Annotated in this window: 15 protein-coding genes and 1 pseudogene; 13 read left to right on the top strand and 3 right to left on the bottom strand. The window is 33.2% G+C overall.

All coding sequences use genetic code 11. From position 1 onward, the window contains the following. Window positions 1-53 precede the first annotated feature (53 nt). The 3 genes from Q1A60_RS04370 to uvrC all read right to left on the bottom strand — a co-directional run bounded on the left by Q1A60_RS04370 (window position 54) and on the right by uvrC (window position 5,008). Window positions 54-863, bottom strand: coding sequence for a hypothetical protein (locus tag Q1A60_RS04370; protein ID WP_299761923.1), 810 nt, complete (start codon window positions 861-863; stop codon window positions 54-56). 123 nt (window positions 864-986) lie between these two features. Continuing rightward, window positions 987-3,215: a patatin-like phospholipase family protein gene (locus tag Q1A60_RS04365; protein ID WP_299761920.1), complete on the bottom strand. Its 2,229-nt coding sequence runs from the start codon at window positions 3,213-3,215 to the stop codon at window positions 987-989. Next, a complete protein-coding gene (uvrC, locus tag Q1A60_RS04360) occupies window positions 3,212-5,008 on the bottom strand; it encodes an excinuclease ABC subunit UvrC (protein ID WP_299762580.1) in 1,797 nt (598 codons plus the stop codon). Before uvrC ends, Q1A60_RS04365 begins: the two co-directional genes overlap by 4 nt. A gap of 190 nt (window positions 5,009-5,198) precedes the next feature. On the opposite strand from uvrC, the gene rimK reads away from it, so the two are divergent. The 13 genes and pseudogenes from rimK (at window position 5,199) to Q1A60_RS04295 (ending at window position 15,739) form a co-directional block, all read left to right on the top strand. Further along, entirely contained in the window at window positions 5,199-6,071 is an 873-nt protein-coding gene (rimK, locus tag Q1A60_RS04355; protein ID WP_299761917.1) for a 30S ribosomal protein S6--L-glutamate ligase, read from the top strand. 8 nt (window positions 6,072-6,079) lie between these two features. Further along, entirely contained in the window at window positions 6,080-7,090 is a 1,011-nt protein-coding gene (locus Q1A60_RS04350; RefSeq protein WP_299761914.1) for a succinylglutamate desuccinylase/aspartoacylase family protein, read from the top strand. Then, window positions 7,059-7,622 (top strand): 5-formyltetrahydrofolate cyclo-ligase, encoded by a 564-nt coding sequence (locus tag Q1A60_RS04345; protein ID WP_299761912.1) that lies wholly within the window; start codon window positions 7,059-7,061, stop codon window positions 7,620-7,622. Before Q1A60_RS04350 ends, Q1A60_RS04345 begins: the two co-directional genes overlap by 32 nt. Window positions 7,623-7,669: 47 nt before the next feature. Beyond that, entirely contained in the window at window positions 7,670-8,809 is a 1,140-nt protein-coding gene (locus Q1A60_RS04340; protein ID WP_299761909.1) for a PAS domain-containing sensor histidine kinase, read from the top strand. Between the two features lie 160 nt (window positions 8,810-8,969). Further along, window positions 8,970-10,112, top strand: coding sequence for a PAS domain-containing sensor histidine kinase (locus Q1A60_RS04335; protein ID WP_299761905.1), 1,143 nt, complete (start codon window positions 8,970-8,972; stop codon window positions 10,110-10,112). A gap of 36 nt (window positions 10,113-10,148) precedes the next feature. Further along, window positions 10,149-10,562: a response regulator gene (locus Q1A60_RS04330; RefSeq protein ID WP_299761902.1), complete on the top strand. Its 414-nt coding sequence runs from the start codon at window positions 10,149-10,151 to the stop codon at window positions 10,560-10,562. Window positions 10,563-10,810: 248 nt separating this feature from the next. After that, a complete protein-coding gene (locus Q1A60_RS04325) occupies window positions 10,811-11,290 on the top strand; it encodes a hypothetical protein (protein ID WP_299761899.1) in 480 nt (159 codons plus the stop codon). A 42-nt stretch (window positions 11,291-11,332) separates the two neighbouring features. Continuing rightward, entirely contained in the window at window positions 11,333-11,722 is a 390-nt protein-coding gene (gene rnpA, locus Q1A60_RS04320) for a ribonuclease P protein component (RefSeq protein ID WP_299761896.1), read from the top strand. Then, entirely contained in the window at window positions 11,694-12,557 is an 864-nt protein-coding gene (locus tag Q1A60_RS04315; protein ID WP_299761895.1) for a DUF4349 domain-containing protein, read from the top strand. Before rnpA ends, Q1A60_RS04315 begins: the two co-directional genes overlap by 29 nt. Window positions 12,558-12,666: 109 nt before the next feature. Next, window positions 12,667-14,289, top strand: coding sequence for a S41 family peptidase (locus Q1A60_RS04310; protein ID WP_299761892.1), 1,623 nt, complete (start codon window positions 12,667-12,669; stop codon window positions 14,287-14,289). Window positions 14,290-14,293: 4 nt separating this feature from the next. Continuing rightward, a pseudogene (locus Q1A60_RS04305) lies at window positions 14,294-14,599 on the top strand (OmpA family protein); the annotation flags it as partial. Between the two features lie 216 nt (window positions 14,600-14,815). Continuing rightward, window positions 14,816-15,169: an OmpA family protein gene (locus tag Q1A60_RS04300; protein WP_299761889.1), complete on the top strand. Its 354-nt coding sequence runs from the start codon at window positions 14,816-14,818 to the stop codon at window positions 15,167-15,169. Continuing rightward, entirely contained in the window at window positions 15,170-15,739 is a 570-nt protein-coding gene (locus tag Q1A60_RS04295; protein ID WP_299761886.1) for a sterol desaturase family protein, read from the top strand. Window positions 15,740-15,752: the final 13 nt, after the last annotated feature.

Here is a 15,752-nt window from a genome sequence, read left to right as displayed (position 1 = left end):
AGCAAAAAGCGTTCTTAAAGAACGCTTTTTTTGTGCTATAAAAATGAGCATAATTACTTCGAAACCTCAACTTCCTTTACAATAAATCCTTTTTTATCTTTTGCAATGGTAACACTTCTGTTATAACCTCTTAATTGATATGTATACACGATAGATGTAATTTCTGATGCGGTGCCTCTATGTACTGCGATCTCATCTTTAAATGTTTTTTCTCTTTTATTTACATTAGCCACAACTTCAGATTTCTTTTTTGAAACTAAATCAGGTTGTAAACTTTTAGGTAAATCAAATAATTCTTTTGTAATTCTATAGGCTTCTGTCCAATTAGAAGCTGGTAGTTCTATACGTGTTGTAATACCAAATGCTTCTCCTTTTGGGTTTTTAACCTTACTAACCTTTACCGCATGATCTTTTGTTGAAATACGCTTTGCATATCCTTCTACAGATTCTCCATCTTGTGGAGGCGCTAATCGAGTAAGATATCCATCAAAAACAAAGCCTCTTGCTCCTTGATACTCTACTTCAATCATATCTCCAGTAATACCCGCAATAGTCATTGTTGTATGTTCTGGCGAGCTCATATGTTTTACTTGTGATCCGTAGGGAAGTGTCAAAATTTTCTTTGAACGTAAGTTTGTTCCTGATCGTAATGAAAGACCACTTGTTGCGTTTACATAAAATACAGAGGCAACAGGAGCTTCTTTTGGAACATCTAATTGTGCTAATAATGGTTTTTCAGAGGTAACCTCACTCTTAGTCTCTAAAGTAGTGGTATCGTTTTTAGGAGTTACTTCTTTTTGCTTGTTTGTGCAGCTAGTTAGTAAAATAGTTGCGGCGGCGATAGTTGTGATGATGATCTTCATAATAAATAGGTTTTAGTTAAACATTTATTATGAAAACACACATAACGTGCCATTATTTTAATTGATTATGTTAAAAAATTGATAATTATATAAAATTTTAACTTAAAATCAATCAATTTTTAATTAAAATTGAAATCCTATAGCTATAAACCATTCACCTGTTTTGATCTCAGGACTGTACGTATACTTTAATTCAAGGGGTCCTAAAAATGTATCCATCCCGTATCCTAATGCATATCCAGTAAAATCTGGACGCGTAAGCCACTCTTCTGAAGTAAAGAGATTATATCCCGCATTAGCAACGTTTACACCTATATTAAAATGATTCTTTTTAAGAAATTCAAAATCTACAGAAAACCCTGCTTTTACATACCCGTCTCCTGCAATACTTATAAAATCATATCCATAAAAGGGAACTAGATTATTGATCTTTTTATTGCCATATCCGCCTAGAAAAAAATCAAGAGATCGCACATCTTCACCGCCTATTTTAAAACCACCACTTAACTCTGTTAAAAATGTCCACTTTTTGGCAATACTTGCTGCATACAGAAAGTAAGCGTTTGCAATTGAAAACTCCGTAAAATTATCATTAAAATCTGAAGAATATAAATTCAAATCAAAATCACCATCAAAGTACACTCCAGATTTTGGGAAGTATCTATTATCTAAAGAATCATATCGCAACTGCCCATAGGCTCCAAAAAAATTGCTTTTTTCAAAAACAGAACCTGGTATATCATCATCGTCATCTACTGTTTCGGTTTCTACATCAAGAAACTTATGTTGTATGCCCAAGTCTAAAGAAAATTGTTTTACAAAAAGTGTTTGTAAATAAATCTGATTGGTAAGATCTTGATAGTCTAATGTAACGCGACTAAGTCCAGCTAAATCAGCATTACTAACTTCTTCTACAAGTCGAGCACTTACGCCTTTATTAAATGTATTATACGTAGATCGTATGCCTACACTCCAATAATATCCTTTATCTATATAATAGTTAAATGCATATCGAATATTATCTCCTATGATAAGATCAAACGTAGCGATATCATTATCAAAAAGAATACGTTTTCTAGTATAATTTACTAGCGCTGCACTACGATATAAATCATCATAATGTAATCCTAAACCTATAGATTGTTTGCTTTTAGACTCTTGAACATCTATGTTTAATAATGTCCCTTCAGGTATCTTGTCAAATCGATGTCCTATACGATCAAAATTTGCCGTTGCAGCGAGATTATTAATCCCATTACTGAAACGTTCATAGTCTAATGTAACTGGAAGATCTAACTGTAATTTCCCTAAAATATACGATCGTGTATAATCTTTATTTCCCCGAATTACAACAGCATCTATCTTGATGCTATCTTTTAATTTAGGTTCCTTCATACGCTTTCGCGAAAGCGTACCCTGCCGCATTGCAATGTCCTTTAAGGCATCAAATTGCTTTAATGCCTCCGTCTCTCCTCGATCAATAATCACATTTGCTTGATCAAAATCGACCACACTAAAATCTTTAATGTCAGGGCGTATATACACATCTGTACTATCGCGTTTTCCTTCCATTTCCTTTATAGTACGGTAATTATTGATCTGTAAAAAAATATCTGGTGCCGTAGTCAGTTGATCTCTCTCACGAAGTCCATCTTGTACATCTACCCCTATAATCACATCAACGCCTTTGGCTCGAAGCTCGTTAACCGGATAATTATTTAAAACCCCTCCATCAATAAGCATTCTATCGCCTAGAGTTACAGGTTTAAATAATGTAGGAAGTGCGCCACTAGAACTTATAGCTTCTGGTAAAAACCCTGTGTCTAAAATAACTTGTTCTGCTTTTTCTATATCTGTAGCAACACAAAAAAACGGAATAGGTAATTGTGTAAAATCATCTATGCCATTTACATGTTCTAAAAGACGTATTAATAGATTATACGTATTCTGTCCTTTAGAAATAGACTGTGGGAGCGACAATTTAAAACTATCAAATGGTAATGAAATCGCATACTTTTCTGAAGCCTCTTTTTCATAAAATGTCTTTGCCTTACGTGGCAACTCATCTTGAATGACTTTGTCAAAATCTACAGCTCTAAAAAGGGAATCTAATTGTGTGGCACTATATCCAGAAGCATACAATCCTCCTACGATAGCTCCCATACTTGTGCCTGCTATATAATCTATTTTTACACCTGCCTCTTCTAATACTTTAAGAACACCTACATGTGCAAGTCCTTTAGCTCCTCCTCCACTTAAAACAAGTCCTACTTTTACATCTTTTTCATTACCTACTTGAGCACTTAAAGAAAGTACAGCAAATAGGAACAAAAAAGTAAGTTTTAGTTTCATTCTTTTATATGGTAATAATTATAAATTATAGCCGCTTTTGCTGTTCCAACTACTTCTGTAAGACTCTTTTTACTCGCTTCTTTTACTTTAGAAACAGAGCGATAATGCTTTAGTAATGTCACAATTGTTTTTTCTCCAACACCCGGGATTTCTTCTAGCTCTGTACCTAACGCAGCATTGCTTCTTTTATTTCTATGAAATGTAATCCCAAAGCGGTGCGCTTCATTACGTAATTGCTGTATGATTTTAAGGCTTTCTGTTTTTTTATCCAGATATAACGGAATACTATCACCAGGATAATATATTTCTTCCAGTCGTTTTGCAATCCCTACAATGGCTATTTTACCTCGTAAGCCTAATGTTTCTAATGCTTTTAAACCGCTTGAAAGTTGTCCTTTTCCTCCGTCTACGATCACTAGTTGTGGTAAGGGCTGATCTTCTTCAAGGAGTCTTTTATACCGTCTAAAAACAACTTCTTCCATACTCGCAAAATCATCAGGGCCTTCTACCGTTTTTATATTAAACTTGCGATAGTCTTTTTTACTAGGTTTTCCATTTTTAAAAACCACACATGCTGCCACGGGATTTGTACCTTGTATATTTGAGTTATCAAAACATTCTATGTGTCTGGGCTCTTCAGAAAGTCGTAAATCAACTTTCATTTGCGCCATAATACGATTGGTATGACGATCAGGGTCAACGATTTTAGTTTGCTTAAAACGCTCCATCCTATAATACTTTGCATTGCGTTCAGAAAGTTCTAAAATGCGCTTTTTATCGCCCAGTTTAGGGACTGTTACTTTTATTGCATCACCAAGATCGACTTCAAAAGGCACATAAATCTCTTTAGATTGTGAGTCAAACCGCTGCTGAATTTCTATAATCCCTAACTCCAATAACTCTTTATCTGTCTCGTCAAGTCGTTTTTTAAGTTCTAGTGTATGCGATCGTATAATCGCTCCATGTGATAATTGCAAGAAATTTACATACCCATAGCCTTCATCACTAATAATAGAAAACACATCTACATTGGTAATTTTAGGATTTACTACAGTACTTTTTGCTTGGTAATTTTCAAGTATGTCTAGTTTCTCTTTGATACGTTGCGCATCTTCAAACTCCATAGCCGCTGCATGTTTTTGCATCTGATCTCTAAACTGATGTAACGATTCCTTAAAATCTCCTCGTACGATCTGACGGATATGTTCTACATGTTTGTGATAATCTTCTTCGGTTTGTTTTCCTTCACATCCGCCTTCACAATTACCCAAGTGATACTCAAGACATACTTTATATTTTCCAGCTGCTACCTTTTCTTTAGAGAGATCATAATTGCACGTTCTAAGCTTATATAAACTTTTAATAAGATCAAGTAATGTCTTGACTGTTTTCATGCTCGTATACGGACCATAATACTCACTGCCATCCTTAATCAAACGTCGAGTAGGAAATACTCTAGGAAAACGTTCATTTTTTATACAAATCCAGGGATAACTCTTATCATCTTTTAAAAGTACGTTATACCGAGGTTGGTATTTTTTTATCAAATTATTCTCAAGCAGTAATGCATCGGTCTCAGTCTCTACTACAATATGGCGTACTTCATGTATTTTTTTAACCATCGTACGAATACGACCGTTATCAAGCGTTTTATTAAAATATGAGAGGACTCTTTTCTTAAGATTTTTTGCTTTACCTACATAGAGTAATTTTTCATCTTTATCGTAATACTGGTATATTCCAGGGCTTGTTGGGAGTGTTTTTAATTGTATGTCGAGTTGAGAAAGCTCCATACTCAAAGATATAGATTCTCTTGCATAGACACTAGATGATATACATAAAAAGTACGCTTTCGCGAAAGCGTATAAAGAATCCTTCCAAGCGGTAAAAAACACATTCAAGAAATATGTAAATTGCAGAAATGATTTCTGTTAAGATCGTATGACGCTTACTACAGAATTCCATGTTTAAAATGTCTCTTTCATGAATTTGAAAATACTTTCTCGTAATGCACATCTGTATTCTACAAAACGACTTGTAGAAGCGGGCTTGCAAAGAGGTCATAGTATAGAGGTAATTGACCCTTTAAAATGTGACCTTATTATTCAAAAAAAGAATCCTACTGTGTATTACAAAGGGCGTCATCTTGATACTACAGATGCTATTATTCCTCGTATTGGTGCATCTATCACGTATTATGGAACAGCCGTAGTGAGACAGTTTCAAATGATGGGTACTTTTACGACAACTACCTCAGACTCTCTTATTAAAAGTAGGGACAAATTGCGAAGTTTACAGATTCTTTCTAAATCTAAATTAGGACTTCCTAAAACTATTTTTACAAATTACTCTAGAGACGTAAAAGAAGCAATACAACATGTGGGTGGAGCTCCTTTAGTTATAAAGCTATTAGAAGGAACACAAGGATTAGGAGTTGTACTTGCCGAAACAGAAAATGCTGCCGAGTCTGTTATTGAAGCTTTTAATGGTCTTGAAGCCAGAGTGATTGTACAAGAATACATAAAAGAGGCACAAGGAGCAGATTTAAGAGCTTTTGTTGTAGACGGTAAGATTGTAGGTGCGATGAAACGTCAAGCAAAGGAAGGAGAGTTTAGGTCCAATTTACATCGAGGAGGCACCGCACGAATTATTAGACTTTCTGAAGCCGAACAATATGCTGCTATTAAAGCTGCAGATGCTATGGGACTTGGCGTTGCTGGCGTTGATATGCTACAAAGTACAAGAGGTCCTCTTATTCTTGAGGTAAATTCTTCTCCTGGATTAGAAGGAATAGAAAGAGCCACCGGAACAGACATAGCGACAGCAATAATTTCCTATATTGAGCGAAATACATAAAGAGATACATGGCATTTATAGATACTGAAAATATATTAACCTTATTAGGACAAAAAGTAGGACCCGGAGAAAGTGCTACTATTAACTTTAATCTTGCCAAACTATATACAACCTCATCTGTTGAAATTCCTGTTATTGTAGAGCGTTCTAAAAAACCCGGACCGGTGATACTTATAACCTCAGGTATTCATGGTGATGAGATCAATGGAGTAGAAATTGTACGTCAGCTTATCGCTAAAAAAATAAATAAGCCTAAAAAAGGAACCATTATTTGTATTCCTGTGCTGAATATTTTTGGGTTTTTAGATATGAAACGTGCTTTTCCTGATGGTAGAGATTTAAATCGTGTATTTCCTGGTAATCCTAGAGGATCTTTAGCGAGTAGGTTTGCCTATCAATTTGTAAAAAAAATTCTTCCTATTGCAGACTATTGCTTAGATTTTCATACGGGAGGTGCCAGTAGGTTTAACGCAGCTCAAATACGCATAGAACCTCAAAATAAAACAGCTGTAGAATTTGCCGACATCTTTAATGCTCCTTTTACATTACATTCTAAAACGATCCCAAAATCCTACCGCGCTACCTGTTCAAGGTTAGGGATTCCTGTTTTATTGTTTGAAGGGGGGAAATCTAAGGTAAGTGATAAAGAAATTGCAAAAGTGGGAGTGGATGGTGCCATTCGATTTTTAAATCACTTAGGAATGTTACGATCTGCTATTGAAGTTCCTTCTATAAATAAGCCTTCTGTGCTTGTAGAAGCTACCAAGTGGATGCGTGCAAAGTATAGCGGATTAATGCATGTAAAAGTAATATGCGGACAGTATATCTCTAAAGGAGAGCATATCGCTACCATAACAGATCCTTATGGGAAGTTCAGATATCCTGTAAATGCACCGCATGATGGGTATATTATCAATGTAAATGAAGCCTCACTCGTATACCAAGGAGATGCTATTTTTAATATTTCTACCACTAAAACTGCTGGGCATGGAAAAAAAGAAGCTGAGGAAGAAGTATAAAGAACTCCGAGCAAATTTATCGGAAGAACAAATAGACACAAAAAGTCTTTCTATAGCAAACCACGCTCTTGAGTTAGATATATGGGACCATCAATATTATCATATTTTTTTACCTATTGTCAAACAAAAAGAAGTAGATACTTCCTATATTTTAAATATCCTTCAAGGAAAAGATAAACATATACTTATTTCTAAAAGTGATTTTACAACACATCATATGAAGCATTATTTACTGACGGATGCAACTCGATTTATTGTAAATGAATATGGAATACCTGAACCTGAAGATGGTATTGAAATTGACTCAAAAAAAATAGACGTCGTTTTCATACCATTATTAGCATATGACCTCCAGGGGAATAGGGTTGGGTATGGCAAAGGTTTTTATGATCGATTCCTTTCTGGATGCAAAAAAGAGGTTGTAAAAGTAGGGGTTTCACTGTTTGAGCCTGAGGTAAGGGAAATACGTAAAGATGATACGGATTCACCTCTAAACTACTGTATATCAACAACAAAGGTGTATAAATATTAGTTTTTATTAGAGAATTTAAATATATTATGGTTCCCAAATCATAGTATATGTTATTAAAAAGACGTAATCGCTTTAGTGTATTTACTGCAAAAAAAGACACTTCAAATTATCTAAATTATTTATGTGATAGTTTTCGTTATAGTGATATTTCAAACGGAACAGCTTCTGGCTGTTGGGGGGTTGATTTTATTAAAAAACAATCTCATCTTGACCTACAAGCTAGAAAATTATTAAACATCCCTCCAGATTATTCAATTTCTTTAAAAAATGGATATCGCTTTTTTGATCTACAAGATTTAGAAAAAGCATCAACACTATTTAACGTATGCTCCCAAGGAGAATCATTCAAAACAGAATTAAGAATGAGAACCTTTCAAGGAAAAACTTTTTATGCTAGAGCACAAGGAAAAGCTATAAAAAATGAATTAGGAGACATTATTGGAATACGTGGTGTTTTTCAAAATATTGAGGCAGAAAAAAAACAGGAATTAAAACTATTAAAATCTCTTAAATATACAGAAGAGCATAATAAATGGTTATATCAATTATCACATATTGTAAGTCATAATCTTCATGCTCAAGTTTGTAATTTACAGCTTACCTCTAAGCTAATGGATGTAGAAACCTTAACTAAAGATCAAGAAGAGCTTGTCACAAACATAAAAAACATCAGTCATAATTTAGAATGTACATTAGCACATCTTACTACTATTGCAACGTTACACAATGTTGATAAACAAGCCAAGTACATTGTTATAAAAGAGCTATTTCAAGAAGTTGTTCAAGAAATAAAAAAATCTACTTTTCAACAAAGAGCTATTTATTATACAGAATTTTCTGAGGTTGAGTTTATAAAATATATCCCTGCGTATTTAAAAAATATTCTTTCCCGTCTTATTATTAACGCTTTAAAAAACAAACACCCTGAAAGAGAGTGTGAAATCAATGTATTTACATATGAAGAAAACAGAAAAAAGTTTTTGGTTGTTAAAGATAATGGTATTGGTTTGCCACAAGATAAAATAGATTATTTAGTGTCAAAAACGCGCACAAGCCACTCTTATGTTGAAGATGAATATGGTTTAGGTATATTCCTTATAAAGAGTCAAATAGATGCTATGGGAGGTTCTTTGATGATAGAAAGTAAGTTAGGAAAAGGTGCTAAGTTTACCGTACAGCTCCAATAACAACATTTTAAAATTAACAATTTGATTGTTTTTTCTACATTAAAACCATTAAAACATCGATAAAATACACATATGTATCGCTAAAAAACCAATTTTCTTTAAAAAATGCTCTAAATTCAAAAAAAACTAGCTAACTTACGACATTGAACATTCAATTGTCATGGAGTTAAAATCTATAAAAAAACATTTACGCCCTTCCCTAAAACGCGTACAAGAAGAAAAAGCAAGTTTTTTTGCTATGGACGATTTCTATTATGAAGAAATCTCTAATCTTACACAAGCTGGAGGTTGGAGTGTAGATTTCGTAAATAAAAAAAGTTATTTTGATAAGCAAGCAAGGAAAATACTCAAAGTTCCAGATAGCTATATCCCTACTTTAAATCAATCTTATTTATTTTATGCCGAAGAACATATGCAAAAAGCAACTAATTTGTTTTTTGCTTGTGCACAAGGAGAGTCTTTCTCGGCAGAGGTTAAAATGGTGACATACACCAAAGAAGTTTTCTGGGCAAAAGCTCATGGAAAACCTTTAAAAAACGAAGAAGGAGAAATTATAGGAATACGAGGTGTTTTTCAAAGTATAGATGATGAAAAGAAAAAAGAACTTCAAATAGAAGCTTCGTTAGATATTATAGAAGGCCACAACAAGCGATTGTATAATTTTGCTCATATCGTATCACACAATTTAAGATCACACGTTAGTAATTTACAATTAACTACAGCCCTATTTGACACTAAAACTTTAGATCAAGATCAAAAAGAGCTTTTTGACAATTTCTCTAAAATAGCAACGAACCTAGATGTTACTCTTAAACACCTTAATGAAATTGTCACATTACAAACGAACGTTAATAAAGAAAAAGAGGTTGTAAATGTAGAAGAAGTATATAAAAGGGTCATAGGTTCTATAAGACAAATAAGCATTCAAAATAGAGTTGTTTACTATACTGAATTTTCTGAAGTAGAGGAGTTTCCATATGTCTCTGCATATTTAGAAAGTATACTTCATAATTTAATCACCAACGCTATTAAATATAAACATCCAGATAGAGATCCAGAAATCAATATATTTACATACGAAGAAGATAAAAAAAACTATCTTGTCATCAAAGATAATGGCTTAGGAATAGACCTTGAAAAATATGGAACTCAGCTTTTTCAAATGTATAAAACCTTCCATAACCATGATGACGCAACGGGATTAGGATTATTTTTAACAAAAAGCCAAATAGAATCCTTAGGAGGAAAAATTACTGTAGAAAGTACCGTTGGAAAAGGTTCTAAATTTACAGTTCAATTATAAAAAATAACTAAATATAAATTTCATTAACCCCTTAAAATGAAATATCCAATTGAAATGGCATGCATCATTGATGATGATGACATGTATGTTAACCTCATCACCAAGGTACTAGATATGAAAAACCTTGTGAAAAACCTTCTCATATTTAAAAATGGAAAGGAAGCACTAGATTATTTTGTAGGAGCCTTAAAAAAGCTAGAAGAACAAAAAATCCCTCAGGTTATTCTTCTAGATTTAAATATGCCTATAATGAATGGTTGGCAATTTCTTAGCAATCTTAGTGAATATGATTTTCCTGAATTAAAAAACTCTACACTATATATTGTAAGTTCTTCTATTAATCCTACAGATATAGAGCGTTCAAAAGCAATCAACTTAGTAACAGACTTTTTAATTAAACCTGTAACTATGGATCAATTGTCAGAGATTTTTATAGATAAATCTGCATAATTTTATTTTCAAAAGCTAGGTTTTATATATGCTATTCTTGAGTTGATTCCTTTTATTGGGTTTAGAACTGGCCTAGAATTTAATATCATAATTATGTATTTCAATACACTGTGTCATTCTATATAATTAAATGTATATAGAATATTAATGTTGTATGGGTATATAATTTCAATTAGTTTTATACGGTTGATTACTCATTGAACTTATGGCATCAATATTGACTGCTATAATCAATAAACAAAAAGCTTATGAAACTAGTTATTTCATCTTTTACTATAATTGCAACAATCATTATGTCAAGTTGTGGAGGTCATAAAAATGCTACTTTTGAAAAAGAAGGGACACTTTCTTTTAAAGAAGCTACCTATTCAAAATGGGTTGCTGGAATTAAAGGGGGTGGTGCAGGTTATAACATTAAATTACTATTAGATCCTACTCATGCAGACATCAAATTAGACAGTATTTATTTTAAAGATTTCAGTGCTTCACTTATAAGTAATGGAGACGGTCTTTATACTAGTTTTATTGATAATGGTCAAAATAGAGAAGTACTAAGCCCTATATATAAAAGAACTCCCGAAGTAACAGAAGCACCAAGCAAAAAAAATCTACAAACACTCTTTGAATTAACAGGAGACAACGCTGTCGTTTCTTATCTAAAAAATGGAAATACCGTCTATTATAAAGTAACACTTACACCTAATAGATCTATTAACTTACCTAGATAATACAAAAGACAGAATGCATACTTTTGTATCCTAGATTTTAAAATGACACAACCACATACATTTCCAAAAGAAGAAAAGCTAAAATCAAAAAAACTTATTGATGCTCTTTTTGTAGAAGGTACATCTGTAAAAGCATTTCCTTTACGAATTGTTTATTTAGAAACACCGCTACCCTATCCTGAAATTGTAATACAAACAGGGGTTTCTGTATCAAAACGAAATCACAAATTGGCTGTTACTCGTAATCGTATTAAACGATTAATGAGAGAAGCCTATCGCACTCATAAACAGCTAGTAGACACAAAAGGCACAACTTTTGCAATGCTAATCATATACACTCACCGTGATGTAGTGACCTATTCTGAAATGGAACGCGCTATGATCAAGGTCTTAAAACGATTTAATGATGCGATTACTACTACTCCTTCTTAGTTTTTTTATTCTTTTATCTTGTAGCAATTCAGAATACGATAGTGTTGAATATGCAGAAGAAACTACTTCCTTTGAAAGTTTTGCTCCTATTGGGAATCGAAATATTGATTTAAATGCTGAAATGTTAGATGATGTGGTTACTATAGAAAAAACAACGGCACCTAGATCTTCTCAAACCACTTCTCAAAAAATTATCAAAACAGGAAATCTTCGTTTTGAAACACAAGATCTTGAAAAGACACATCAAAAAATACTAGACGCTGTACGTAATGCAAAAGGATATGTACAACGTGATAATACAGGTAAAAACTACAACGCTCATTATCATAATCTTTCTATAAGAATTCCTTCCGAAAACTTTGATACCGTAATTCAAGCAATTTCTGATGGGGTTTCCTATTTTGAAGAAAAGACCATTTCGCAACGTGATGTTACTGAAGAATTTGTAGATCTCAACGCTCGTCTTAAAGCAAAACGCACTTTAGAAAAACGGTATTTAGAATTACTCTCTAAAGCTGGGAATGTAAAGGAAATGTTAGAGATAGAGCGCGAACTCTCAAAAATACGTGAAGAAATAGAAGCTCGAGAAGGAAGGTTGCAATACCTTCAAAGTCAGGTTTCAGAAAGTACTATCTCTATTTACTTTTATAAGGTCACTTCAGAAAGAGGGATTACCGTTTCTTATGGGCGTAAAATGACAAATGCACTCAAAAATGGATGGAACGGTATTTCAGAATTTTTCCTTGGGTTGCTACACGTCTGGCCTTTTATTATCTTAGTGGTCTTCGGGGTTCTTATAATTCGCCGTTGGATCAAGAAAAGAAAAAAGAAATAGTACGCTTTCGCGAAAGCGTAAACAATATAAATACCGATGTTGGGTTTTACATATATACTAGGTGTATTATGTGCTAAAACCCTAGTCATATAGAAGATAGTATGAGTCTATGAAAAAGAAAATTAGTATTTCCGTTATTGCTGTTGTTCTCCTTTTTACAACCGTAAGTTTTAAAAGCGATTTTTTTGAAATTGCTAAACAAATAGAAATTTTTACAACTCTTTTTAAAGAGTTAAATATGAATTATGTAGATGAAACCAATCCTGCAGAACTCATGGATGCCGCTATTGAGGGTATGCTTGATGATCTTGATCCGTATACAAAATACTGGACAGAGCAAGAGGTAGAAGATGCAAAAATTAATAGAAGTGGAGAGTATTCTGGTATTGGATCTACCGTTCGTACCAAAGATAAGGTGATGACTATTATAGAGCCTCGTAAAGGATATCCTGCTGACAAAGCAGGTCTTAAAGCGGGTGATCAAATTATAAAAATTGGTGATATCTCGGTCGCTGACTTTGAAGGAGATGCTGGTGATTTACTAAAAGGGTCTCCTGGAAGTAATCTTAATGTCACATACTTAAGACAAGGTAAAACAGCACAAGCCACTATAAAAAGAGCTGAGGTAGATGTAGATGCTGTTCCTTTCTATAAACTCGTTAATGGAAACACAGGATATATTGTTTTAACAAAATTCAATAAAAAAGCATCTGCCCAAGTAAAAGAAGCACTTATTAGTCTTAAAAATGATGGTGCTGAAAAAATCATCCTTGACCTTAGAGGTAATGGAGGAGGATTACTCGTAGAAGCGATTCGTATTTGTAATTTGTTTTTACCAAAAGGAGAAGTAATCACAACGACAAAATCTGTTGTAAAAAAATACAATAAAACCTATAAAACTAAAGAAGAGCCTGTAGATACAGAAATTCCATTAGCTGTATTAATTAACGGTCGCAGTGCTTCGGCAAGTGAGATTGTATCTGGAGGATTACAGGATTATGATCGCGCGGTTGTCATAGGAGCTCGTAGTTTTGGAAAAGGACTTGTACAGCGCCCTAAACCGCTTACGTATGGCACACAGCTTAAAGTAACTATCTCTCGTTATTTTACACCGAGTGGTCGTTGTATACAAGCATTAGATTATTGGAACAGAGATGAAAAAGGAAATGCTGTACGTACAGATGCACAAGATTATAAGGAATTTAAAACAAAAAATGGTCGTAAGGTTTTTGATGGTGGTGGTGTTTTTCCAGATATTGAAATAGCTTCTGCAAAAATGAGCCCTATTACAAAAGCTTTAAGTAAAGACAATGCCATTTTTGAATATGCTACAGAGTATTATTATAAACATCAATATGCCAACTTAGATGAGTTTCGTTTTACAGATACTGATTATGAAGACTTCAAGAAGTTCCTAAAAAAGACGCAGTTCAAATTTGAAACGGAAACTGAGGTTGCTTTCGCGAAAGCGTTACAACAAGCAGAAAAAGACGACTTAAAAGATGAGGTTTCTTCTATATACAATCAATTGGAAAGTACTATAGAGAAAGCTAAAAATAAAGAACTAGATGATCGTCAAGAAGAAATTCAAAATTTACTCATTGACGAGATTGTAAAACGTTATTTCTATCGTGATGGATTGTATGAATATCAACTACTAAACAATAAAGAAATTGCCGAAGCTGTTAGTATTCTTAATGATACTAAACGTTATGAAAACACTTTAAAATAAAACTATTAAGCAATTTTATATACATATTGTCTTTTTACTATACTCTGCGATTTCTATAGCACAAGTAGATAGATCTCACGAGACTTTTTTTGATACAGATCAATATGACATAACTAAGATAGAAACTGCAAAACTTAACCGTTTTATTGCGAGCTTACCTAAAGATAAAATAGAAGATATTTCTATTTATGGGTATTGTGATGACCGAGGAAGCGATGCCTATAATAAAAAGCTTTCTCAACAACGTGCAGATGCTATTAAAGCTATTTTTTCTGCTCAAGGTATCTCAGATACTATTATTAAAAATTCTGATGGGAAAGGAGAATTATTACTTACCCGACTAGATGATATCACAAATGAAGTACAACGTAAGCTTAATCGTAAAGTAGAAATTATTGTTTCTATTGCGCAACCTAAAATTGTAACGCCCGAAGAAGAAAAAACAGAAAAAGAACTTGTTAAAGCTGTTGAGGAAAAGCGTTATAAATCTTTTACAGATACTATTGTAAAAGGAGATCGTATTTTATTGGAAAATATTCTCTTTAAAATTAATTATAGCTATATAAAAGGAAGCTCTTATAAAAGTTTAAGAGAACTTGCAAAGTTTCTTAAAGAAAATGATAATATCATTTTTAAAATACAAGGACATGTCTGTTGTATAGGGAGAGGTCGTGATGCTATAGATTTAAAAACAGGTAAACGTAACCTATCTGTATCTCGCGCAAAATTTGTGTATGATTATCTATCTAAAAATGGGGTTTCTAAAAAACGAATGCGTTATGAAGGTTTTGGAAGCAAATACCCTTTAGGTGGAGATACAAAACTAGATAGACGCGTTGAAATTCTGGTAACATACGTCAAAAAGAAAAAGAAGAAATAAATGGAAGCGTTTCTTTATTTTTTTGAATCAATGCCTATCTGGCAAAAGTTGATTTGGCTTATAACTGTTATCACTCTTTTTTGGATATTAGAAGGGTATTATCCTTTTCAAAAAAAGAGTTATAAAAAATGGAGACACGCTCGAACTAATCTTACACTTCTTTCATTTACCATGGTTATTAATACTGTTTTTGGGATTGCTACCGCTGGTATTTTCTTATGGGGACAAGAGGTTCAATTTGGGTTATTACATTGGTTTGAAGCTCCTGTATGGATAGAACTTATTATATCACTCCTGCTTCTAGATCTTATTGCACAATACGGAGTACATTACTTTCTTCATAAAAATAAATGGTTGTGGCATTTACATACCGTACATCATAGTGATACACATCTTGATGTTACTTCTGGAACAAGACATCATCCTATAGATTTTATTATGAGGGAAATAGCAGCATTGTTTGCAGTGCTTATTACTGGAATGCCTATTTCATTTTATCTTTTATACCGTATCATTACGATCTTTTTACCTATTGGACACATACGAGTTTTACTATCCCAGAAAAACTAGATAAGGCTTTGAG

This window comes from uncultured Dokdonia sp. (genome assembly GCF_947492535.1).
GTDB lineage: Bacteria > Bacteroidota > Bacteroidia > Flavobacteriales > Flavobacteriaceae > Dokdonia.
Note: the sequence above shows the minus strand (reverse complement) of the source record. Positions and strands in the feature narration are given on the sequence as shown.

Coding starts and splice junctions, on each gene's coding strand:
- Q1A60_RS04365 (WP_299761920.1), bottom strand. CDS start 3,215: ATGAAACTAAAACTTACTTTTTTGTTCCTATTTGCTGTACTTTCTTTA.
- rnpA (WP_299761896.1), top strand. CDS start 11,333: ATGACACAACCACATACATTTCCAAAAGAAGAAAAGCTAAAATCAAAA.
- Q1A60_RS04370 (WP_299761923.1), bottom strand. CDS start 863: ATGAAGATCATCATCACAACTATCGCCGCCGCAACTATTTTACTAACT.
- Q1A60_RS04315 (WP_299761895.1), top strand. CDS start 11,694: ATGATGCGATTACTACTACTCCTTCTTAGTTTTTTTATTCTTTTATCT.
- Q1A60_RS04310 (WP_299761892.1), top strand. CDS start 12,667: ATGAAAAAGAAAATTAGTATTTCCGTTATTGCTGTTGTTCTCCTTTTT.
- Q1A60_RS04345 (WP_299761912.1), top strand. CDS start 7,059: ATGGAAAAAAAGAAGCTGAGGAAGAAGTATAAAGAACTCCGAGCAAAT.
- Q1A60_RS04335 (WP_299761905.1), top strand. CDS start 8,970: ATGGAGTTAAAATCTATAAAAAAACATTTACGCCCTTCCCTAAAACGC.
- Q1A60_RS04330 (WP_299761902.1), top strand. CDS start 10,149: ATGAAATATCCAATTGAAATGGCATGCATCATTGATGATGATGACATG.
- Q1A60_RS04350 (WP_299761914.1), top strand. CDS start 6,080: ATGGCATTTATAGATACTGAAAATATATTAACCTTATTAGGACAAAAA.
- Q1A60_RS04295 (WP_299761886.1), top strand. CDS start 15,170: ATGGAAGCGTTTCTTTATTTTTTTGAATCAATGCCTATCTGGCAAAAG.
- Q1A60_RS04325 (WP_299761899.1), top strand. CDS start 10,811: ATGAAACTAGTTATTTCATCTTTTACTATAATTGCAACAATCATTATG.
- Q1A60_RS04340 (WP_299761909.1), top strand. CDS start 7,670: ATGTTATTAAAAAGACGTAATCGCTTTAGTGTATTTACTGCAAAAAAA.
- rimK (WP_299761917.1), top strand. CDS start 5,199: ATGAATTTGAAAATACTTTCTCGTAATGCACATCTGTATTCTACAAAA.
- uvrC (WP_299762580.1), bottom strand. CDS start 5,008: ATGGAGCTTTCTCAACTCGACATACAATTAAAAACACTCCCAACAAGC.